Source organism: Paraliomyxa miuraensis, assembly GCF_026337845.1.
Lineage (GTDB): Bacteria > Myxococcota_A > Polyangia > Nannocystales > Nannocystaceae > Paraliomyxa > Paraliomyxa miuraensis.
On the sequence record NZ_JAOVZF010000164.1, the window covers coordinates 669,023 to 687,436 of the forward strand.

Sequence of the window (18,414 nt, forward strand, 5' to 3'; positions counted from 1 at the left end):
CGGTGGACTCTTCGGGTGTGCCACCAAAACCCGGTGGCGCATCGAGACCGACTGGGCCCGAGTCCGATTCGAGGGACGCCCCGCAACGAGGGCACTGAGGTGGGGGAGGCCGGCCCGCGGGGAGCGCGAAGCCGCAGCTTGGGCACGAGTGCATCGGAGTCGAACGAGGCGTAAGGGTAGCATGGGCTCGTCGTCTGGCCCCTCCAGCCCGTCCTGGGAGCCCCATGGGCCCGAGGTGGTCATGGAGGGAGTGGCCGGGTATGACAGCCCCCGTGATCCTCCGCGACCCCGTCCACGGCCTGATCTCGTTCGAGGCCCACGGCGTGGTCGCTCGCCTCATGGACACCCGGGAAGTCCAACGCCTGCGACGGATCCGAGCGCTGGGACACGCGTCCGTCGCCTTCCCGGGGGCCGAGCACTCGCGCTTCGCCCACGCGGTGGGCTCGGCCCACGTGATGCAGCGCTACCTCGACCGGGTGCGCTCGCTCGCTTCCGACATCCCCGCGTCGGACCGCATCGACGACGACATGGCGCAGGTGGCCCTGGCGGCCGCGCTGCTGCACGACGTGGGGCACGGGCCCTTCAGCCACACCTTCGAGGCGGTGCTCCCCGACGGCCGCGCCCACGAAGAGTGGACGTCGTCGATCATCCTCGACCCCGGCACCGAGGTGCACGCGGCCCTGCGCAGCCTCGACCCCACGGCCCCCGAGCTGGTCGAGCGCCTGGTCCATGGCCGCAGCCCCATTCGCCACCTGGCGCGCGCGGTGTCGGGCACGTTCGACGTGGATCGCTGCGACTACCTGCTGCGCGACTCCTACATGACCGGGGTGCGCTATGGCCTGCTGGACCTCGACTGGCTGTTGACCGCCCTGCGCCTCTACCTGCCCCCGGGCGACACCGCGGCCGCCCTGGCGGTCGACGGCGAGAAGGGCCTGACCGCGGTGGAGGGCTTCTTCTTGAACCGCCTCTACATGTATCGACAGGTCTACCTGCACAAGGCGGTGCGGGCCGCCGACGCCGTCTCGCGCGCGCTGTTCATGCGCCTGCGCGAGCTGGGCCCCCAGCCCGGCACGCCTCCCGCCCTCGAGGCGCTGCTGCGCGGGGAGCAGGTCACCACCGGGGAGTTCCTGCAGCTCGACGACGCCGCGCTCCAGGAGGCCATTCGCCGCCATGCCGAAGCCGGGGATCCCGTGCTGCGCGAGCTGGCCCAGCGCCAGCGCGACCGCCGGCTGTTCAAGTCGATGCGCCTGTCGCCCGAGGTGCCGCAGGCCACGGCCCAGGCGCGGCTCGACGCGCTGCTGCGCGAGGCCGGGCACGACCCGCGCTACGCGGGGTGCGTCGATCGGGTGGAGATCGACGCCTACATCGAGGACGAGGCGCTGATGGTGCTGAGCAGCCGGGGCCGCCTCCAGCGGCTGCTCGACGCCTCGCCCGTGATGCACGGGCTCAGCCGCGAGACCTTCGTGCACTACCGGGTCCTGTTCCCCGGCGAGCTCCGCGAGCGGGCCGCGTCGGCGCTGGCCGATCTTCGTTGAGGTCCTTGCCACCATGCCGCAGCGCAAGATGCGAGCGGGTCGCTGTGACCGATGTGGGCTGCACCTGGGGCTGTGCGTGTGCGATCGCTTCCCCACCGTGGAGAGCAGCGCCGCGCTGGTCGTGGTGCGGCACATCCGAGAGCGGTTCAAGCCCACCAACACCGGGCGCTGGCTGGCCGACATGATCCCCGGCACCGTGCTCACCCACTTCGGCCAGCGCGAGCCCCCGTTCGACCCCTCGCCGCTGCAACGACCCGACGTGCGCTTCTCGGTGCTGTTTCCCCGCGAGGACGCCACCGTGCTCGACGCGGAGGGGCTCGCACGCTTGCGGGCCGAGCTCGCACCGGGCCAGCGCCTGGGCTTCGTGCTGCTCGACGGCACCTGGCACCAGTGCTCGCGCATGAGCCGACGGGTACCCGTGGTCCAGGACCTGCCGTGCGTGGCGCTGCCGCCCGGCCCGCCCTCGCGCTGGGGCGTGCGCACGCAGCACGACGAGCGCGGCCTCTCGACCTTCGAAGCCGGGCTTCGGCTGGTGTCCCTCGTCGACGGTCCGCAGCGGGCGGCACCGCTGCGCGAGCTGTTCCACGAGCTGGCTGCGCGCGCGCTGTTCATGAAGGCGCGCCTGCCCAAGCCCGAGATCCCCGAGCAGTGGCGGCACGACGTGCTGCCCGGGGAGGAATCGTGAGCGAGCCCGAGATCCAGGACGGCTCCGACACGCCCCCGCCCCACCCGCGCGGTCATGGGCACCGCAGCACCTTCCTGTGGATGGGGGCGCTCTCGGTGATCACGCTGCTGCTGGGCGTCCTGCGCGAGCTGGTGATCGCACGCGACCTGCGAGCCAGCGGCTCGGCCGATCTGTTCTTTCGCGGGCTGGTGATCGTCAACGCCAGCCGCAACTTCGGACTCGCGCTCTATCGCGCGCGGTGGATCCCGCTGGGCTCCGGGCCCTCCGCCCTCTCGCTCGTGCGCCGCGAGCTGCCCACCACCGGCCTGCTCGTCGTCGCCTCGCTGGTGGGACTCGGCGCGGTGTTGGGTCCCGGCGTGTGGTCGAGCGCCCTGACCTGGGTGTTCGCGGTCGCCGTGACGCTCGCCGTGCTCGGCAGCGCCGTGCGGGCCCTCGCCGAGCGCGGCGGCTACGAGCGGCGCGGCTTCGTGCTCGAGTGGGCCCTGCCGCTGGGCACCATCGCGGGTGCGCTGTGGGTGGGGCACGGCGCGCTGGGCCCCGCCCTCGGGATCTCATCGGGCCTGCTGGTGGGGCTCTTGGCGCTGGTACCCGTGGTGTTCCTGACCCAGGCCGCCCGTGGCCATGCGCTCCTCGGCCCCGACCACTCGGGCCACACGCGCTGGCTGCTGCTCGACACCATGCTCTACGTCAACCTCGGCCTGCTCGACGCGAGCCTCTCGCTCTACATCTTCGACGAGGGCGGCCTGGCGCTGCTGAACTACGCCTATCTGTTCGTCAACGCGGCGCTCGCCGTGCCGACCGCCGCGGCCACCGTGGTCGCGCTGCGCCTGGCTGCCGATCCCGCCCGCGCGCGTGCGATCCTGCGGCGCTGGGCCCCCCTGGCCGGCCTGCTGGTGGGAGGGGCGGTCCTGCTGGTGTGGGCGCTGCTGGGCTGGGTCCCCGTGGCCACGCGCATCGATGCCGCCGCGGGATGGAGCATCACCGCGGCGATCGCCCCCCTCGTGCTCGCCTCGGTGCCGTTCGCGGCCTTGCGCCTGGCCAACACCGTGGGTCGACAGGCCCGCGTGGCCGCCGACCCCAAGGGCCTGTGGCCCTGGGATCTGGTCGGCCTGGCCCTGCGCACCGTGGTGTTGGTGGTGGGGGCCTCGTGGTACGGGGTGCTCGCGTCTCCGGTGGCGCTGGTGGTCGGCGAGCTGGTGCAGCTCGGCGCGTGGTGGGCCTGGCGCCCCGCTACTCCGAGATCACGTTGATGAACATGTCCGCCAGCGCCTCGTGGCCGCCGGGGGTCGGGTGGATGCACGTGAAGTCGAACCAGTTGCCGTTGCCCGGGCCGCGGTAGCAGGGGCTGGACGCATCGTCGGCGTGGAATCCGTGGCCGCAAAAGCCCTCCGCCATGAACACCACGTCGGTACCGTTCTCCCCGGCGATCCTCGCGTACTCCTCGTTGATGTGCAGCAGCGCCCCGCGCAGCACGTCGGGGTTCTCGGGGTTGCCGTTGAAGCCCGCCGTGCCGGCCGCGGGACAGCTCAGCAGATCCATCGTGGCGTCGGTGAACTCGTACACATTGGCGTTGACCACGAAGACCCCGTTGGGGAACTTGCCCGGATCGAGCAGCCACTGGATCGCCATCTCGTGGTGTCCCACCATGACCTCGAGATCCGCGAGCACGTCGGCCAGCGGCACTCCGTCGATGTAGTCCTTGGCCAGCGCCGCCGCATCGTTGCCACCCATGGTCGTGATCACCAGGGTGCGCATCTGGTAGTCCTCGGTCGCGAAGCAGTCCTCGAGCTGGGTGAGCAGATCGTCGTTGCGAGCGCCCCACACCGCGCACGAGGCAAAGTCGCCGCTCTCCTGCACCACCGAGGTGCCGCCGATGGGGTCGTACTGCTTCCACAGGAACTCCGGCGCCTGCAGTCCGAACATCGTGGCCAGCTCCTCGGCCACGAGCGAGCGGTAGAAGTCGTTGGCCCCCGTGGGCGGAGTGCCCACCGTGACCGAGTCGCCCACGAACACCACGCGCTCGATGTCGGTGATGTCCTGGTGGTTGGTGCCCTGGCAGTGCGAGCCGAGCTCGACATCGAAGTCGTTGTAGTTCGGGCCGGGCGAGGGGCCGTTGACGAACTGATCGTCGAGGCACTCCACGCCCGGGGGGTCGCCCGAGTCGCTGCTGCCCGACTCGGCCGAGGTCTCGTCGGCCATGCCGGAGCTGGAGCCGTCGGCGCTGCTGGTGCCCACGCCGGTTCCGGTGCTGCTCATGCCCGTCTCGTCGGCCGGTGTGCTGGTCGCCTCGGTGGTCTCGCCGTCCGAGTCCCCCTCGGTCCCGTCGCTCGCGACCGGGTCACCGGTACAGCCACCCAGGGTCAGGCCGGCCAGGCAGCCAAGGGTCATGAGGACGGAGGAGGGTTTGAAAGCGCGCGGGTAGGTCATCCGATTCACCAAGGCTCGAGAGGCTCGACTCTACGCCCTGGGTGGTCCTCCGGTGATCCCCGATTCCACACGATCGCGCCCCTGTGTCGCTCCGGGATCTGCGCATCCAGGGAGGATCAGCGCGCATACACCCGTGGATCGCGGTGATCCCACGGGCCTGGGTTCATCTAAGTGTTTGATCGTAATCAATAATACATTTCATGACAGAGGCGTACCGATCGTTCTTCGAAAAACACCTTGTAAGACGTGTAGGTATAAGTCAGGATGATCCCACAAGGGGCGAGCACGGAGCTTACCCCGGCACCTCGAAGGACATCCGCCATGCTGACCGCTCGCACCGCCTTCGCCGCCCTGCTCCTCGGCTCCACGTTCGCCACCGGCTGCGACGTGCTCGAGGCGGATGGGATCGGCGCCGACGGTGGCGTGGTGGTGTCGCCCGATGGCCGCATGGCCCTCGAGATCCCCGCGGGTGCGCTCGACGAGTCGGTCGACATCACCATCGACATCGTCGATGGCCCCGAGGGCTCGGTCAGCCCGCTCTACGTCATCGAGCCCATGGGCCTGACCTTCGAGCGCCCCGTGTCGCTGGTGTTCGACTACGACGACGAGTCGCTGGGCGACGAGGCCCCCGAGGCGCTCGCGATGGTGGCCCACCGCGAGGCCGACTGGGCCTACCTCGCCGACCACATCGTCGACGAGGACGACCAGACCGTCACCGCCAGCCTCATGGCGCTGTCGGCCGTCACCGTGGTCCTCGACTAGTTTCCCCGAATCCGAGTGGATCCGAGTGGATCCGAAGTTCCTGCGGAACTTCGGGCAGGGGACTGGTATCGTGGGATCGCTCCGTTAGGAGGGCGTGGCGGAATGCGGGTCGTCAACGACCGACGAAGCTCGAAGCGAGTGGCCGTGCGAGGGGAAGCGCGCCTGCAGACGCCCGAAGGTCCGGTGCACTGCCGCTGTGTGGACATCAGCGCGGGTGGCATGTCGGTGATCAGCCCTCGCGCCGCTCGACTGCGACAGCGCGCACGGATCGAGAGCCACTTCGGCGGGCAGAACCTGGTGTTCCAGGCGGTGGTGGTCCGCCGCCACAAGTCGCGCGAGGGCTATACGCTCGGGCTGCAATTCGAGGGGCTCGATCCGTTCAGCCGCGCTCAATTGGACGCGCTGCTTCGCAGCATGCAGGTCCAGGCCACGCTCGCGCAGCAAGCCGCCGCGTTCGTCGATCGCCTGCCGCAGATGGAGCTGCCGGCGGAGGGACAGACCAGCGAGACGCTGGTGGTCGAGCGCATCGAGCCCGTCGAGCCGCCGCCACCCGAGCACGTCGAGCCGCCGCCGCCCCAAGACGTGCCAGAGCCGGTCGATCCTATCGAGCAGGCGCTGGCGATCGAGAACGTCGACCCGTCACGCCTGGTCGATCCCGTGACCTGGCTGGAACAGCACGGTCGACCGCCGAGCACGGCCGCGTGGACGGACCACACCCCCGAGCCGGTCAGTCCTGCCACACGACCGAGACCCTCCCCGGGCCCGGCCGCGCCCCCGTCCGCGCCGAGCTTCTCTGGCCCCGCCGATGCGGGCTGGGACGCGACCATGCTCGCACCCGCTTCCCAAGCGCCTTGGAGACCCAGCGCGGGCGCTCCCGCCGGCGTCCTGGCTGGACCGCCCGCGCGAGCACGCGCCAATCCGTCGACGCCGGCGCGACCCTCCGAGCCCGAGCCCGCCTTGCTCGAGCTGTCGATCGATTTGACCCTCGAGCCCCCGCGCCAACACGTCATGCTACCGATCGAGCCGATCGACGAGGCGGCACCCGACCAGATGCGCAAGCGCGAAGAGGCGAAGACCCTGCCGCATCCGGCGGCACTGCCACCGGTCATCGACCCGGACCTCGATCTCGGAGACGGCTAGTCGCTGATCACCTAGGCTCACGCGCGGCGCTCATCACCGCGAGGAGCCGACGCCGAGGACCTCGAGGATCGTCGTACGCAGCGCACGACACTCGGGGTCGGCGATGTCGCGCGGTCGAGGTCTGGGGTTGTCGAGGATCCGCTGCACGATCGCGGGGCGGGTCGACAACACCGCCACCCGATCGGCCAGCTCCACCGCCTCGTCCACGTCGTGGGTGACGAGGATGCAGGTCTTGCCCGTCTCCTGCCATATGCGCGTGATCTCGCGCCGCATCTCCATGCGGGTGAGGGCGTCGAGCGCCCCGAAGGGCTCGTCGAGGAACAGCATGTCGGGGTCGACCGCCAGGGCGCGGGCGAACTCCACCCGCTGCCTCATGCCACCGGAGAGCTCGTGGGGGAACGCGCTCTCGAAGCCCTGCAAGCCGACCATCTCGACGTAGCGGGCAACGATCCGATCGCGCTCCGGCCGGCGAAGGCCCGCCAGGCCGAACGCGACGTTGTCGGCGACCGACAGCCACGGAAAGATCGCGTACTCCTGGAACACGAACACACGACGGGGCGACGGGTCTCCGACCGGAGCGCCGTCGATCGTCACCTCGCCCGAGGTGAGGTGCTCGAAGCCCGCGAGGCAATTGAGCAGCGTGGACTTGCCACAGCCGGAAGGGCCCACGATCGCGAAGAACTCGCCCTCGCGGATCTCGAGGTCGACGCCGTCGAGCACGGCCACGTCCCCCTGGTCGCCCCGAAATCGCTTGTGGGCGTTGCGCAGCCGGATCTTCACGTCGTCCGCCGTCATCGCTGCTGGCCCATTCGTTGGCCCATTCGCCGCAGGGTGTGGCTCTGGAGGCTGGCCATCGCACCGTCGATGGCCAGCCCGGTGACCCCGATGACCACCATCGCGGCCGAGACGAGGTCGTAGCGCAGGTTGTTGCGGGCATCGTTGACCTGGAAGCCCAGGCCCGATTGCACCCCCAGCATCTCGGCCGCCACCACCACCACCCACGCGATGCCCAGGGCCAGTCGCAGCCCGGTGAGGATCTGTGGCAGCGACGACGGCAGGATCACGCGCGTCACGAGCCGGTGGCCCCGCACGCCGAAGTTGATCGCGGACCGCAGGTACTTGAGCTCGACCGACGCCACCGCCGACGCCGTGGCGGTCACGATCGGGAAGAACGAGGACAGGAAGATGAGGAAGATCGCGGCCAGATCGCTGGCGTCGAACCAGGTGGATGCGCCGAAGATCAGCGTCGCCATCGGCAGCCACGCGATCGGCGAGATCGGCCGCAGCATCTGGATCACGGGGTTGAGCGTGAGCCGGGCCGTGCGATACCAGCCGATCGAGAGCCCCAGGGGAATGCCGAGCGCGACCGCGAGCACGAACCCCCAGGCCACGCGAAACAGCGAGGCCACCACGTTGCGCAAGAGCTGCCCGCTGTCGATCAGCTCGACCAGCCCCTGCACGGTCAGGTACGGGCCGGGGATGTCGGTGCGAGAGTTGCCCAGCGTGGCCAGGTGCCAAAGCAGCACGAACGCCAGCACTCCGGTGAGGCTCAGCAGCAGGCGCCCCGGCGATGGCCACCGCGATCCACGGGACGCCCTCGAGGCTCGGGATTCGCTCATGGGTGCTGCACCTCGGGTCGCCGCTGACCGAGCGAGAGCAGCGACGGGTCGGCGTAGTCGTCGAAGCCGAACGGATCGGCCTCGGTCACGGGCCGAAACTCGAAGAAGCCCAGGCGCTCCGCGTAGGCCTGGATCTCCTCGAGCTCCTCGCGCACCAGCTCGAGGTCGGTGTACTTCACCCGATCGGGCGGACGCGTCAGCACGAACTTCAGCAGCTCGGGATCCTGGGAGAAGTACTCCTCGCGAGCCGCGATCGTGGCCGCCTGGAGGCGATGCGTGGCCCCGAAGCCCTCGGGGATCACGGCCAGGTCGGCCCGTCCGGCGCTGCCCACCGGGGGTGCATCGCGCTCGTGGACGACGCCGACCGCGAGATCCTCGCCCGCGGCGTCGAGCCACTTGCCCGAGTCACGGATCCCCTCCACCAGCTCCACGACCAGCTCCGGGTCGCTCTCGATCAGATCCTCGTGGACCACCATCACGCAGGAGATGAAGTCGGGCCACACGTCCTTGGTGAAGTGCAGGACCCGGCCAAAGCCCTCCATCTCCGCCTTGGCGGCGAAGGGCTCGCCCACGATGTACGCCTCGAACTGTCCCGCCCGCAGCCCGTTGGGCATCTCGGGCGGCGGGAAGTCGATGAGGGTGACATCGTCGTCGGCGAACCCGTGCTGATCCTTGAGGCGCTCGATCAGGATCCGCTGGTTGGCGTAGCGGTGGGGAATGGCAATGCGAGCCCCGCGAAGATCGCCGAAGTCGCGGGCCGGAGAGTCCTTGCGAACCACGATGGCGGTCCCGTCACGGTGTCCGAGGTGCACGATCTTGATGGGGGTTCCCTTGCGCTTCATGACCATGGCCAGCGGCGCGAGGATGAACGCCACCTTGAGGTTGCCGGCGTCGATGTCGTCGGTCATCGCGGGCCAGTTGGTGTAGCGACGCGACTTGAACACCGAGCCCGTCGAGGAGTGTTTGGTCACCCAACTGGTGACCGGGCAGGTGAGGTGTCACGTGACGGGCAGGTGGCCGACCTCGAGCTCGCCCCGCACCATCTTGCCCCGCACGAAGCCCTCGCCGTCGCCGAAGCCCCCGAGGTTGAGCTGGATGTGAGTCACCGTCAGGACGGTGAGCATCGTCGCCGTCACCAGTCCCACCCACGGCATCGAGAGCTTCATGGTCTTGGCTTATCGGCCAGACCCCGCGTACGCGCAAGCGTGCTGGCGCCTGGGGCGCCGCCTTACCCCTGCTCAGCTCACTCCTACCCGGCATGGATGCGCAGCGCGTTCACGGCCGTGTCCCGCATCTCGCACACGTCGCGGTAGTCCACGCTGCGCATCATCACGTAGCCGTCGCCGATCAGCGTCTGCTTCCAGTTGCGCCGCGGGTGCCCCACGGGCAGCAGGTCCTCCACCACCAGCCCGGGGCCGCAGCGCTGGCGCACGCGATCGAGGCCCTCGATGCGGGTGATCCTCCCCTGCCCCTGCGCCCGCTTGAACACCGCGGCCACGTGGTACTTGCGCTGCGGCGTCGCCTCGAACGCGTGCCAGCACACCGCCCGCGCCCACTCGCGGTACACGTCGATGTCGTTGGCGAAGTTGATCGCGTCCATCAAGCGACCGCCGCCGCTGCGACACGCGATCTCGCTGAATACCGCCTCGCCGCGGCGGTTCTTGAACCACTCCATGTGGGCGAACCCGGTGCCCATCTTCAGCGTCTGCAGCACCTGTCGCCCCAGCGCGATGCCCACCTGCGTCGCCGGAATGTAGGGATCTCGCAGGGTGATCTGTGCGGGGCTGATCCACTCCTGCGAGCGCCCCTGGATCGGCGGCGGGTGGTACTGGGTCACGCTCTCGAACACCGGCTCGCCCTCGACGGCCACCGCGTCGTAGGTGAACTCGGTGCCCTCGATGAACTCCTCGATGCTCACCTCGGGCACGTGGCCCATGGTCGCCAGCTTGGCCCGGGCCTGGTCCTCGTCGTCCACGCGCCAGGTGTCGGCCGAGCCCGCCCCGGCCACTGGCTTGAGCACCACCGGGTAGCCGATCTCCCGCGCCGCCTGCAGCACGCCCGCCACCGAGTCGGCGCGGCCGAAGCGGGGCACTCGCACCCCGGCCGCCACCAGCCGCGCCTTCATGATCGGCTTGTCGCGAAAGCCCAGCACGGTGTGCCGGCTCATCCCGGGCATCCCGAGCTCGTCGCGCACGCGGGCCGCGAGCAGCACCAGCGGCTCCCACAGCGTCTCCACCCGGTCGGCGCCGATCTTGCGAGCGATGTCCACCAACGGCCCCACCGCGTGGCCCTCGTCCATGAAGTTGGGCAAGCGAACGTAGTCGTGCAGATACGGCCTGACCCGGGCGGGCAGCGCCTCGACCGGCATGTCGCCAACGCCATAGACCTTCGCTCCCACCTCGGCCAGGCCGCGGGTGAAGTCGAGCATCTCCTCGGGGTAGTGAGGGGAGAGGAACAGGACCTTCATGGGGGGCTCCGCAAAGCGCGGGCCATCCTACCGCAACCGCACGTCGTCCACGTGGACTTCGAACTGGCCCGCCCGGGGCGGTCCGCCGAAGAAGATTGCGGTCACGTCGTAGGGCTCGGCCACCAGCGTGCGCAGGTCCACCTCGTACTTGGCCCACTCCTCGCCGATCTCCACCTGCGTCTTGGCCGGCGTGGTGCCGAGCTGCTCGGCGAACACCATCACCATCAGCGGTCCGTCGCCGCGGGCCTGGAACATCAGCGTGGGCTTGGAGTCGAGGTTGGCCGGGCGCATGGCCTGGTCGCCGGGAAAGAACATCGCGCCCGCCCAGGCGTCGGGCAGCGAGCCCTCGTCGATGGTGCCCACCATCTTCATCGCGCCGTTCTCCACCGAGAGCTTCACCTTGGATGCCCCGCCCTGCATCGCATCGGTGGCCAGCTGCCAGCCCGCGCCGAACTCCGAGCGCAGCTCGCCGCTCTCGAAGTCGGCGATCACCCCCGCGGCCAGGCCCGCCGGCGGCGGCGCGTTGCGGGCCCGCTCGCGCGCTTCGTCCTCGTCCGAGGGCGTGGCTTGCTCGGGCTCGTCGTCACCCGCGTGCTCGGTCGGCGGCAGCGTGGTCTCGGGCGTGGGCTCGACGGTGGCATCGGGGTTGGTCTTGTTGCAGGCCAGCATCGCCACGCACAGGGCCAGGAAACCAGGAAGAACCACGCCGCGTCGCATCATGCCGTCGATGGTACACGCCCCGGGCGAGCGTGGTCATGAGCGCCACCGCAATCGAACCGATTCGCCGTTCGGATGAGCGACGCTCGCTCCCCATGGCGGTCCGCCATGGACACGGCACGGGCTCCTCCCGCATCGCATGCTCATCCCTCACGAATCGACTCGGTCATACGATGGACACCAGTGGTCGGGTTGCGGTCCTCCTCACCATCGGTCCGAGCCGCCTCGTCGAGGCGTCGAGCACGTACCACCGCTGCCTCGTAGCCGCTCGCGTAGACATCGAAGTCCACGTGCTTGTCATACCCAGGCACGAACTTCTTCAACATGCGCACCACATCCCAGCGGTTCTGCAAGCCAGGGCTCTCGCGGAAGTGCAACAGTAGCCATAGCTCGAAGCACGGATTGGACAGGGCGATCTCGATGTCGTTGTCCCTTGCCATCTGGCATGCGTCGTCGACATGGGGGTGCTCGTCGCGGTCGAAGACGCACCAGACCTCGTCGTAGGAGAGGTTGTCGTCCTGCTCGCGTCGAGCTCGCTCCTTGGCCTCCTTCGCCAGATCACGTGCTCGCTCGACGAGGGTGCGTGGAACCCCGTGATCGGGAGCGATCTCCACATCGACCAGGGGATTGCGACACCAGCGCTTGAAACCCTTGATGTACTGGGGCTCGGTGTTCTTGCCCTCGCACAGCACCAAGAAGCGCTTGTGTGGTCGGCGCCTGGGCTCACCACGAGCCGCGCGGCGCTGACGATGACGGCGCTTGCTGACCACGCTTGCCTACCCAACTCGCCCGGCGAGGTCGCCGAGGAAGGGAATCGCCCCGTAGCGTCCCTGCAGATAGCCGCGCTCGAGGTTCTCGGACTTCCGTGGCTTGTAGTCCGTGAGCGGATAGAGCACCGTGGCTCCCTGAGGGTTCTTCTCCGTGAGCCAGACTTGGTCGCGGCGCAGGATCGGCTCACCCATGGCCGTGCCGAGCAAGTTGGTATCGTGCGTCGAGAACAGCAGCTGTGCGTTGCGTGGATTGGTCGCAGGGTCGTTGAACAGTTGCAAGAGCCGCGAGGCCAGCAAAGGATGCAGGCTGCCTTCGAGTTCGTCGACGACGACTAGACCACCCCTGGCCAGCGCCTGGAGCATGGGTCGGGCGAGCCCGAGCAATGTCCTGGTGCCATCAGATTCTTGCTCGAGCGTTAACCACGCATCCTCATGCTCGCTGTTGTGCCGCAACAAGATCTGGATCTCCTGTGACCTGCGCAACCACCTGGAATTGGCCACATCGCGCTGACGAACGTCAACGATTCCAAGATCGGCAGCGCGCAACAACTCTTTCACCGCATCCAGGACAGCTAGCTTTGCCCTGTCAGGCTCGACCCGCTCGAATATGGAAACGTGCCGACCTGGTGGGGGAGGCAGTAGGGACGACAGCCACTCCACGACGGATGAATCCGAGATGTCCCCACGAATCGAACCGAACCACTGGTAGACTGGCCCCAACTGTTCGTGGCGGTGTTGAGCTGCCACCGAGAGGAACAGAGCATTGTGCCGCGTGACCGCTTCGATGAGACGGTTCTCACCGCGCAGATGGTCACCGAACTTGAATTCCATGCCCTCGCGCTCAAACCACACCTGGCGGCGTCCGTGCGGCCAAACGTAGAGCCACTCCTCTAGGAAACGCTCGTCGTCGACGACAAAGCCATACTGATGGCGCACGCCTTCACTGATGAACACCACCTCGAACAATGACGGACGAGCTGCATGCTCCCCCCACGCAAATGGGTCGCGCCGAACTCCGCCCGCGGGATCCCATCTACGGTGCGAGCTCGACACGGCGTCCTGCATCCACACTAACGCGTCGAGCACATTGCTCTTACCGCTCGCGTTGGCGCCATACAGTGCGGTCGTAGGGAGCAGCGCGGTGCCATGTCCCTCGACGGCGCGAGGACGCGGATCATCCGCATCCCCCACTCGACCTGCCTCGAGGGTCAGCACCTGCTCGTCTCTGAGCGAGCGGTGGTTTTCCACCCGGAATTCGATGAGCATCGGAGCCCCGTTTGAATCCAGGATGGAATCTCATGGCGATTTCCGCAAGAGAGCTGCGCGAAGTCGCCTAAAATCGCCGATTCCAGCCTCCCCGCCGGCCATCGAGAGCCAGCAGCGCCGCCTTTGTCCCCGTGGCCGCTTGCTTGTCCGGCCCTCGGTCACGTCACCTCTGTCGTAAGCCTCGTCCAACGTGGTCAACTCCCGTTCCGCGGCCGAGTCGGGTTGAAGCCTGCTCTCCACGAACACCGTCGGCACCCCATCCGGTGGTAGCGCTTGCCTGCACACTAGATCACAGTGGGCCGAGCCCTGTCCCGCGTGGACCTTCAGTGTCCGCTCGATCTCACCCACCATCTCGGTGCCACACCGTCCTGGCGCCAAGCTCGGCCGGAGCCTCCGGCGAGTTGGCCGCCAGCCCTCACCGCTGCACGCGATGCCGCCGAGCGTCGACACGATCAGCAGCATGTCCTACGGGAGACAGACCGGGGAATGAGCAGGCTCCTACGCCCGAATCACGTGCTCATCCTTCTCGAATCGACTCGGCCATGCGATGGACCCCAATGGTCCCTCTCCACCGGTCTGAGCCGCGACACCGAGATCCGCCCACCGCAGCCCATCGCCGCTCACAGAACGATTGACATTTCGAAGGCCCAAGTCCAACATCGACCATCGACCATGAAATCCGGAGGCATGGCCGTCGCGATTTCGCGAGTCATACTACTCACCGTGGAATCCGCTTGCGTCGCCCCGGCGGATGACGGTGACCCCGTGCTCGATACCGGCAAGGGCCCTACTGCACCGCCCCCGCCAATCCTCGATGATGGGCTCGGCGAAGGGACCTTCCGCTTGCCATTGTTCGGGGATCGGTTCTCGTTGCTGGTTGGCGCGCCCTCGGCCTCTGTGGATGGTGCAGCGCGAGTCGGGCTAGCATCCGTGCTCGCGTCGGAACCCGGGCAAGGGTTGGTGACGAATCCACAGTATCACGCCAGCATCATCGAGGGCGCATCATCGGTTCTTTGCGAGAGCCCTACTCATCGTTTTGCGTGGCAACATGCAGCCAACCGGTCCTTCGGGCGTGCCTTCGCCTGGTACAGCGAGAATCTCGGTGCAGACTACCTCGACTACCTGAACATCCCGGTCATCTCGGCGCCCCGAGCCGAGGACAGCAATGGCATGATTGCACAGTACCGTGACTGCCTGAGCTGTGCCAGCTTTGCCAGCTCGCCAGGAAGTCTGGTGCCCACCGGGGACGAGATCGGAACTGCCTACGGTGCGTCGCTCGGCGTTGGGGTCTTCGAGTTCGCCAATATCGAGAGTGCTCACCTTTGGCGTCTGAACTCATCGGAATCGCTGGCGATCGGAGCCCCATTTTGGAATGGCAGCGGTGGGGTCCATGTCTACGACGTCTCGTCCTACCGACTTTGGTTGTCGAGTTACGGCGACGGCGTGCTCACGGGAGAGCAGATCTGTGACCGCTCCGTCGAAACGGGCGCTCTACGCCCCAGATTGCGTACGCTGGCGGGTGGCTTCCCTACCGAGGAGTTCGGCCGTTCCATGGTCGTCGCCGACTTCTCATGCGATGGCTACGATGATCTCGCAGTTGGTGCTCCGGGTGCCGACTTGGCCATCGGCAACGGCCAGCTCATCGAAGACGCAGGGGCGGTCTATGTCTTCCGTGGCGGCCCAATGGGGATCGGGATAGAAGGCTCGCTCGTGCTCACTCAAGGCATGTTCGGGAGCGAGGGAACACCCGAGGCGGGAGATCGATTCGGCGAGGTTCTTACCGTGGGCAACTTCAACGGCCGACGGGTGGACGCGGAGGTGCCTTGGTCATGCTGGGACTTGGCCATCGGTACACCCAATGAGGACGGCTCTCGTGGAGAGGTGCAGATCTTCTATGGTGATCCAAGCAGCCTGGCGGTCCTCGGCCCGATCTTGCGTCCAGGGGAGGATGGGCTTCCCGGCGCTCGTGCGCCGGGAGATCGGTTCGGCGCAGCCCTGGTCGGGTACGCCTTCGACAATGGTGGTTTTCACGATCTCGCAATCGGGGCGCCGGGGCACGGTGGTGGACAGGTGCACCTGGTTCCAGGCAGTAACATGGGCCTGAGCACGCCTCTCGGAAATTTCTTCGAACAGCAGACTTTGGTGGTTCCCGACGACGATGATCCCAACGATGAATTTGGGCGAGCCGTGGGTGCCATGCAGATCGAGCGCGACAAGGCGATGGTGATCGGTGTACCCGGCGAGGACATGGGACAAGGATCCATCGTCCTGGTGAAGATCGAGCTCGACCTAGCGTCGGGCGCGCTCGTCGCGAGTGAACCCGCCACGATCATTGGCCCTGCAGAAGCAGGGCTATCGGCTACGACCGACGTACACTGGGGAGAGATAATTGCTGCCCCCCGCGCCTTTCCGACACAACCGGCGGAATTTTCATGAGGAGACCAACCATGAATCCGTACGTAGTGCAGTCTTACCTGCTCGTTCTCGTCACCGCCGCGTGCGGGCCACACATCGAGGGCGATCACGGAGAAGATCCCATGCAGCCCGACGTTGCCGCGGGGGGCTGCGACGAAGGTTCGTGCCCGCTATCGTGTGGCGATCGTTCATGTGCGGGCGCGTTGGGCATCGGCCGATGCATCGACGACGAGTGCAGCCCTACACCCATGGAGTGCGTGATCGAGTCGAGCCCCGAACGAACGTGCAAGGAGGTCTGCGAGGGCGTGGGAGCGGGCGTTGTCTGCGCCGCGAACGGTTGTGAGGGTGCCACTGCGTTTGGATACCCCGGAACCGAGTTCGAAGCGCTCAGCATCTGTGGGGAGAGCACCCCGGAGGTCAGGGCAGCCGTCGAGCACATCGAAGGATCCTGCGATACTCCACTTCTATTTTCCGGCGAAGGTTCGTTCAGCCTCTATCAGTGCTGTTGCGATCATCCGGACTATTGAGCCACACGCGCACGTTCGATCTCGATGTCCGCGAACCCACAGGGTGCATGTCCATCATGCTCATGTGTACGGGACGGGCTATGCGTGTCGCGTGCCCGAGGCGCAACGCCTGCACATCGTCCCACACGACTCCTAATCTACCCAGGGTACTTCATGATGAAGTCGCGAACTCCGTCGATCATTCGCCTCACCTCAGCATCAGTGTAGCTCACCTCGAAGTTGGCCTCCCCGTGTGCCGCTGCGTTTCTAGTCTTCTGCCAAGCATCTATCTGGGCATGAGTAGCCTTGGTGTAGGCGTTTGCGGAAGAATACAGATCCGCGTTCAGCGCGGAGGCTTCCCTAGGTTTTCCGCGGCTCGAAAGAACGGCAATACCGTTCCGTCGCGCCAATTGCCGAATATGTTCCTCCAATGAGCCTCCAGCGACTACGGCGGCTGCTCTTCTATATCCCTGCGCGTTGAGGTTCTCCGCTTGAGAGAGGAAGTCGGAGAAGAGGTTGGCATGTACGAGAGCTTCGAAATCCAATAGCTGCCCGGCCACGATATCAGCACGGAGAGCTTGGAGTATGGCCTCGAAGAGATGCGGGCTGTAGGCGCCCGCGCGATCTTCGAGGTGTTCCCGAGCCTTTCTCCGATAGGCGCTCTGAGCCGGAGCCCACCGTTCTATGCATTGGCAAATGAGGACTGAGCGCTCATGGTTGCGACCAGACCCTTCGGAGATCGCAGGCTTGTACGCCAATACTCTATCAATGTCGGTAAGTGCGTTCTGCATCTTGCTGTCTGGCATCGTGCCTCTCTTTCGTCGGCCGGAGCGCCGGCGGCCGCCGCCGCCTCCCTACCCCGCGTGCACCTTCAGCGTCCGTCCGATCTCATCCATCATCTCCCGCAGCACATCGTAGTCCGGATGCCGCAGCCTCACCCAGGCGTTCGCCATGAACCCGGCATCCACCGGCTGCGTGGGCGTCCCGGCCGGCGGCAGGTGGGCATCGATCACCCACTTCCCGAACTTCCCCTGCATCGCGTCCACGCCGGAGTACCCGTGGATCCTCCCGTCGGCGCTCGGTCGCAGCGCGATCATCCCCGCCGCATACTTTCGCGACGGCCGCTGCGAGCCCTTGCGATGCACGATCGCATGCGCCCACTCCCGATAGAGATCGAACTCGTTCGCCGCACAGTAGAGATCCCAAGCCCCCACCCCGGGCGGCCGCGCACCGATCTCCGAGAACTTCAATCCCTTGGGCCCGTAGAACCACTCCATGTGCGTGGCCACCGTCCCCAGCTCCATCGCCTGGATCACATCCCGCCCGAGCTTCTTGAGCTCATCGTACCCCGACGCATCGATCCGATTGGTCACCGCGATCTGCGGCGAGATCCACCGCGTCCGCATCGCCTCGAGCACGTTGGGGTAGTAGTGCGAGATGAACTCGTGCAGCACCTCCCCGCCGATGCACATGGTGTCGTAGAACCCCTCGTGCCCCTCGATGAACTCCTCGAGCGCCACCGAGCCGCCGGCCCCCACGCCCGACTCCCGCAGCGCATGAGCCAGCTGCGCGTCATTGTTCGCCCGATAGGTCCCCGCGGCCCCGGCCGCCGCGCGCGGCTTGATGATGATCGGATACCCGACCTCCCGCACGAACTGCTCGGCCTCGTCCACCGACGCGGTGCCCATGCTGCGCGCACACGGGATCCCGTGCTCGCGCAGGAACTCCTTCATCATCGGCTTGTCGCGGCACAAGAGCGCCTGCTTGACGGTGAGGCCGGGGATCGTCGCCGCCTCGCGCACCCGCGCCGTCGGCAAGATGTGCGCCTCGATCGTGGCCTCGAGGCGATCCACCCAGCCCCGACGCTGGACGCGGCGCACCGCGTCCAGTAGCGCCTGCTCGTCGCACACGTTGCCCACCCTCTCGTACCCATCGAGCCACTCCTTGAGCTCACCAGGCAGGTGCGCAGGGTCGGCCTCGCCGATCCCGGTGATGCGAGCCCCCACCGACTTGAGGGAGCGAACGAATTGCCGCTGGTAGGCGGGAAAGTGGGGGGCAACGAAGAGGACGTGCATGGTGATCCAGGTCCGCGGGTGACGACGGCG

17 protein-coding genes are annotated in these 18,414 nt (G+C 67.3%); 6 read left to right on the forward strand and 11 right to left on the reverse strand.

What is annotated here, in order from left to right; all coding sequences use genetic code 11:
• Nucleotides 1-272 precede the first annotated feature (272 nt).
• From OEB96_RS45830 to OEB96_RS45840, 3 genes are read left to right on the forward strand one after another with little or no spacing between them, the layout of a single operon-like run.
• Nucleotides 273-1,535, forward strand: coding sequence for an HD domain-containing protein (locus OEB96_RS45830; RefSeq protein ID WP_266223342.1), 1,263 nt, complete (start codon nucleotides 273-275; stop codon nucleotides 1,533-1,535).
• Nucleotides 1,536-1,548: 13 nt separating this feature from the next.
• A complete protein-coding gene (locus OEB96_RS45835; RefSeq protein ID WP_266223343.1) occupies nucleotides 1,549-2,220 on the forward strand; it encodes a tRNA-uridine aminocarboxypropyltransferase in 672 nt (223 codons plus the stop codon).
• Nucleotides 2,217-3,470: a hypothetical protein gene (locus OEB96_RS45840; RefSeq protein ID WP_266223344.1), complete on the forward strand. Its 1,254-nt coding sequence runs from the start codon at nucleotides 2,217-2,219 to the stop codon at nucleotides 3,468-3,470. The genes OEB96_RS45835 and OEB96_RS45840 overlap by 4 nt, the downstream gene beginning before the upstream one ends.
• Here OEB96_RS45840 and OEB96_RS45845 read toward each other — a convergent pair.
• The gene (locus OEB96_RS45845; RefSeq protein WP_266223345.1) at nucleotides 3,451-4,608 is read right to left on the reverse strand and encodes an SGNH/GDSL hydrolase family protein; all 1,158 of its coding nucleotides are present in this window, start codon (nucleotides 4,606-4,608) and stop codon (nucleotides 3,451-3,453) included. The genes OEB96_RS45840 and OEB96_RS45845 overlap by 20 nt on opposite strands.
• Nucleotides 4,609-4,968: 360 nt before the next feature.
• Here OEB96_RS45845 and OEB96_RS45850 point away from each other — a divergent pair, with 360 nt between their 5' ends.
• Nucleotides 4,969-5,409 carry a hypothetical protein gene (locus OEB96_RS45850; RefSeq protein ID WP_266223346.1) on the forward strand — a complete coding sequence of 147 codons (441 nt, stop codon included), beginning with the start codon at nucleotides 4,969-4,971 and terminating at the stop codon, nucleotides 5,407-5,409.
• Between the two features lie 102 nt (nucleotides 5,410-5,511).
• Nucleotides 5,512-6,549: a PilZ domain-containing protein gene (locus OEB96_RS45855; RefSeq protein WP_266223347.1), complete on the forward strand. Its 1,038-nt coding sequence runs from the start codon at nucleotides 5,512-5,514 to the stop codon at nucleotides 6,547-6,549.
• A 33-nt stretch (nucleotides 6,550-6,582) separates the two neighbouring features.
• Here OEB96_RS45855 and OEB96_RS45860 read toward each other — a convergent pair whose 3' ends face one another.
• The 8 genes from OEB96_RS45860 to OEB96_RS45895 all read right to left on the reverse strand — a co-directional run bounded on the left by OEB96_RS45860 (nucleotide 6,583) and on the right by OEB96_RS45895 (nucleotide 13,388).
• Nucleotides 6,583-7,344 (reverse strand): ABC transporter ATP-binding protein, encoded by a 762-nt coding sequence (locus OEB96_RS45860; RefSeq protein WP_266223348.1) that lies wholly within the window; start codon nucleotides 7,342-7,344, stop codon nucleotides 6,583-6,585.
• Entirely contained in the window at nucleotides 7,341-8,168 is an 828-nt protein-coding gene (locus OEB96_RS45865; protein ID WP_266223349.1) for an ABC transporter permease, read from the reverse strand. The genes OEB96_RS45860 and OEB96_RS45865 overlap by 4 nt, the downstream gene beginning before the upstream one ends.
• On the reverse strand, nucleotides 8,165-9,139 hold the full coding sequence (locus OEB96_RS45870) for an ABC transporter substrate-binding protein (protein WP_266223350.1): 975 nt from the start codon (nucleotides 9,137-9,139) through the stop codon (nucleotides 8,165-8,167). Before OEB96_RS45870 ends, OEB96_RS45865 begins: the two co-directional genes overlap by 4 nt.
• A 27-nt stretch (nucleotides 9,140-9,166) precedes the next feature.
• The gene (locus OEB96_RS45875; protein ID WP_266223351.1) at nucleotides 9,167-9,334 is read right to left on the reverse strand and encodes a hypothetical protein; all 168 of its coding nucleotides are present in this window, start codon (nucleotides 9,332-9,334) and stop codon (nucleotides 9,167-9,169) included.
• Between the two features lie 83 nt (nucleotides 9,335-9,417).
• Nucleotides 9,418-10,635, reverse strand: coding sequence for an ATP-grasp domain-containing protein (locus OEB96_RS45880; protein WP_266223352.1), 1,218 nt, complete (start codon nucleotides 10,633-10,635; stop codon nucleotides 9,418-9,420).
• A 27-nt stretch (nucleotides 10,636-10,662) separates the two neighbouring features.
• Nucleotides 10,663-11,340, reverse strand: a complete 678-nt coding sequence (locus tag OEB96_RS45885; protein WP_266223353.1) for a hypothetical protein — start codon at nucleotides 11,338-11,340, stop codon at nucleotides 10,663-10,665.
• Between the two features lie 155 nt (nucleotides 11,341-11,495).
• On the reverse strand, nucleotides 11,496-12,122 hold the full coding sequence (locus OEB96_RS45890; protein WP_266223354.1) for an RloB family protein: 627 nt from the start codon (nucleotides 12,120-12,122) through the stop codon (nucleotides 11,496-11,498).
• A 6-nt stretch (nucleotides 12,123-12,128) separates the two neighbouring features.
• Nucleotides 12,129-13,388 carry an AAA family ATPase gene (locus OEB96_RS45895; RefSeq protein ID WP_266223355.1) on the reverse strand — a complete coding sequence of 420 codons (1,260 nt, stop codon included), beginning with the start codon at nucleotides 13,386-13,388 and terminating at the stop codon, nucleotides 12,129-12,131.
• A 687-nt stretch (nucleotides 13,389-14,075) separates the two neighbouring features.
• Between OEB96_RS45895 and OEB96_RS45900 the strand changes: the two genes are divergently transcribed.
• A complete protein-coding gene (locus tag OEB96_RS45900) occupies nucleotides 14,076-15,824 on the forward strand; it encodes a hypothetical protein (RefSeq protein WP_266223356.1) in 1,749 nt (582 codons plus the stop codon).
• A gap of 643 nt (nucleotides 15,825-16,467) precedes the next feature.
• Here OEB96_RS45900 and OEB96_RS45905 read toward each other — a convergent pair.
• Together OEB96_RS45905 and OEB96_RS45910 are read right to left on the reverse strand one after the other, a co-directional pair.
• The gene (locus tag OEB96_RS45905; RefSeq protein ID WP_266223357.1) at nucleotides 16,468-17,115 is read right to left on the reverse strand and encodes a hypothetical protein; all 648 of its coding nucleotides are present in this window, start codon (nucleotides 17,113-17,115) and stop codon (nucleotides 16,468-16,470) included.
• Nucleotides 17,116-17,163: 48 nt separating this feature from the next.
• Entirely contained in the window at nucleotides 17,164-18,384 is a 1,221-nt protein-coding gene (locus OEB96_RS45910) for an ATP-grasp domain-containing protein (protein ID WP_266223358.1), read from the reverse strand.
• Nucleotides 18,385-18,414: the final 30 nt, after the last annotated feature.

What these genes read in the sequence shown, in the direction of transcription:
- OEB96_RS45835 (WP_266223343.1), top strand. Translation starts at nt 1,549, where the DNA reads ATGCCGCAGCGCAAGATGCGAGCGGGTCGCTGTGACCGATGTGGGCTG.
- OEB96_RS45845 (WP_266223345.1), bottom strand. Translation starts at nt 4,608, where the DNA reads ATGACCCTTGGCTGCCTGGCCGGCCTGACCCTGGGTGGCTGTACCGGT.
- OEB96_RS45850 (WP_266223346.1), top strand. Translation starts at nt 4,969, where the DNA reads ATGCTGACCGCTCGCACCGCCTTCGCCGCCCTGCTCCTCGGCTCCACG.
- OEB96_RS45855 (WP_266223347.1), top strand. Translation starts at nt 5,512, where the DNA reads ATGCGGGTCGTCAACGACCGACGAAGCTCGAAGCGAGTGGCCGTGCGA.
- OEB96_RS45860 (WP_266223348.1), bottom strand. Translation starts at nt 7,344, where the DNA reads ATGACGGCGGACGACGTGAAGATCCGGCTGCGCAACGCCCACAAGCGA.
- OEB96_RS45865 (WP_266223349.1), bottom strand. Translation starts at nt 8,168, where the DNA reads ATGAGCGAATCCCGAGCCTCGAGGGCGTCCCGTGGATCGCGGTGGCCA.
- OEB96_RS45875 (WP_266223351.1), bottom strand. Translation starts at nt 9,334, where the DNA reads ATGAAGCTCTCGATGCCGTGGGTGGGACTGGTGACGGCGACGATGCTC.
- OEB96_RS45880 (WP_266223352.1), bottom strand. Translation starts at nt 10,635, where the DNA reads ATGAAGGTCCTGTTCCTCTCCCCTCACTACCCCGAGGAGATGCTCGAC.
- OEB96_RS45895 (WP_266223355.1), bottom strand. Translation starts at nt 13,388, where the DNA reads ATGCTCATCGAATTCCGGGTGGAAAACCACCGCTCGCTCAGAGACGAG.
- OEB96_RS45900 (WP_266223356.1), top strand. Translation starts at nt 14,076, where the DNA reads ATGGCCGTCGCGATTTCGCGAGTCATACTACTCACCGTGGAATCCGCT.
- OEB96_RS45905 (WP_266223357.1), bottom strand. Translation starts at nt 17,115, where the DNA reads ATGCCAGACAGCAAGATGCAGAACGCACTTACCGACATTGATAGAGTA.
- OEB96_RS45910 (WP_266223358.1), bottom strand. Translation starts at nt 18,384, where the DNA reads ATGCACGTCCTCTTCGTTGCCCCCCACTTTCCCGCCTACCAGCGGCAA.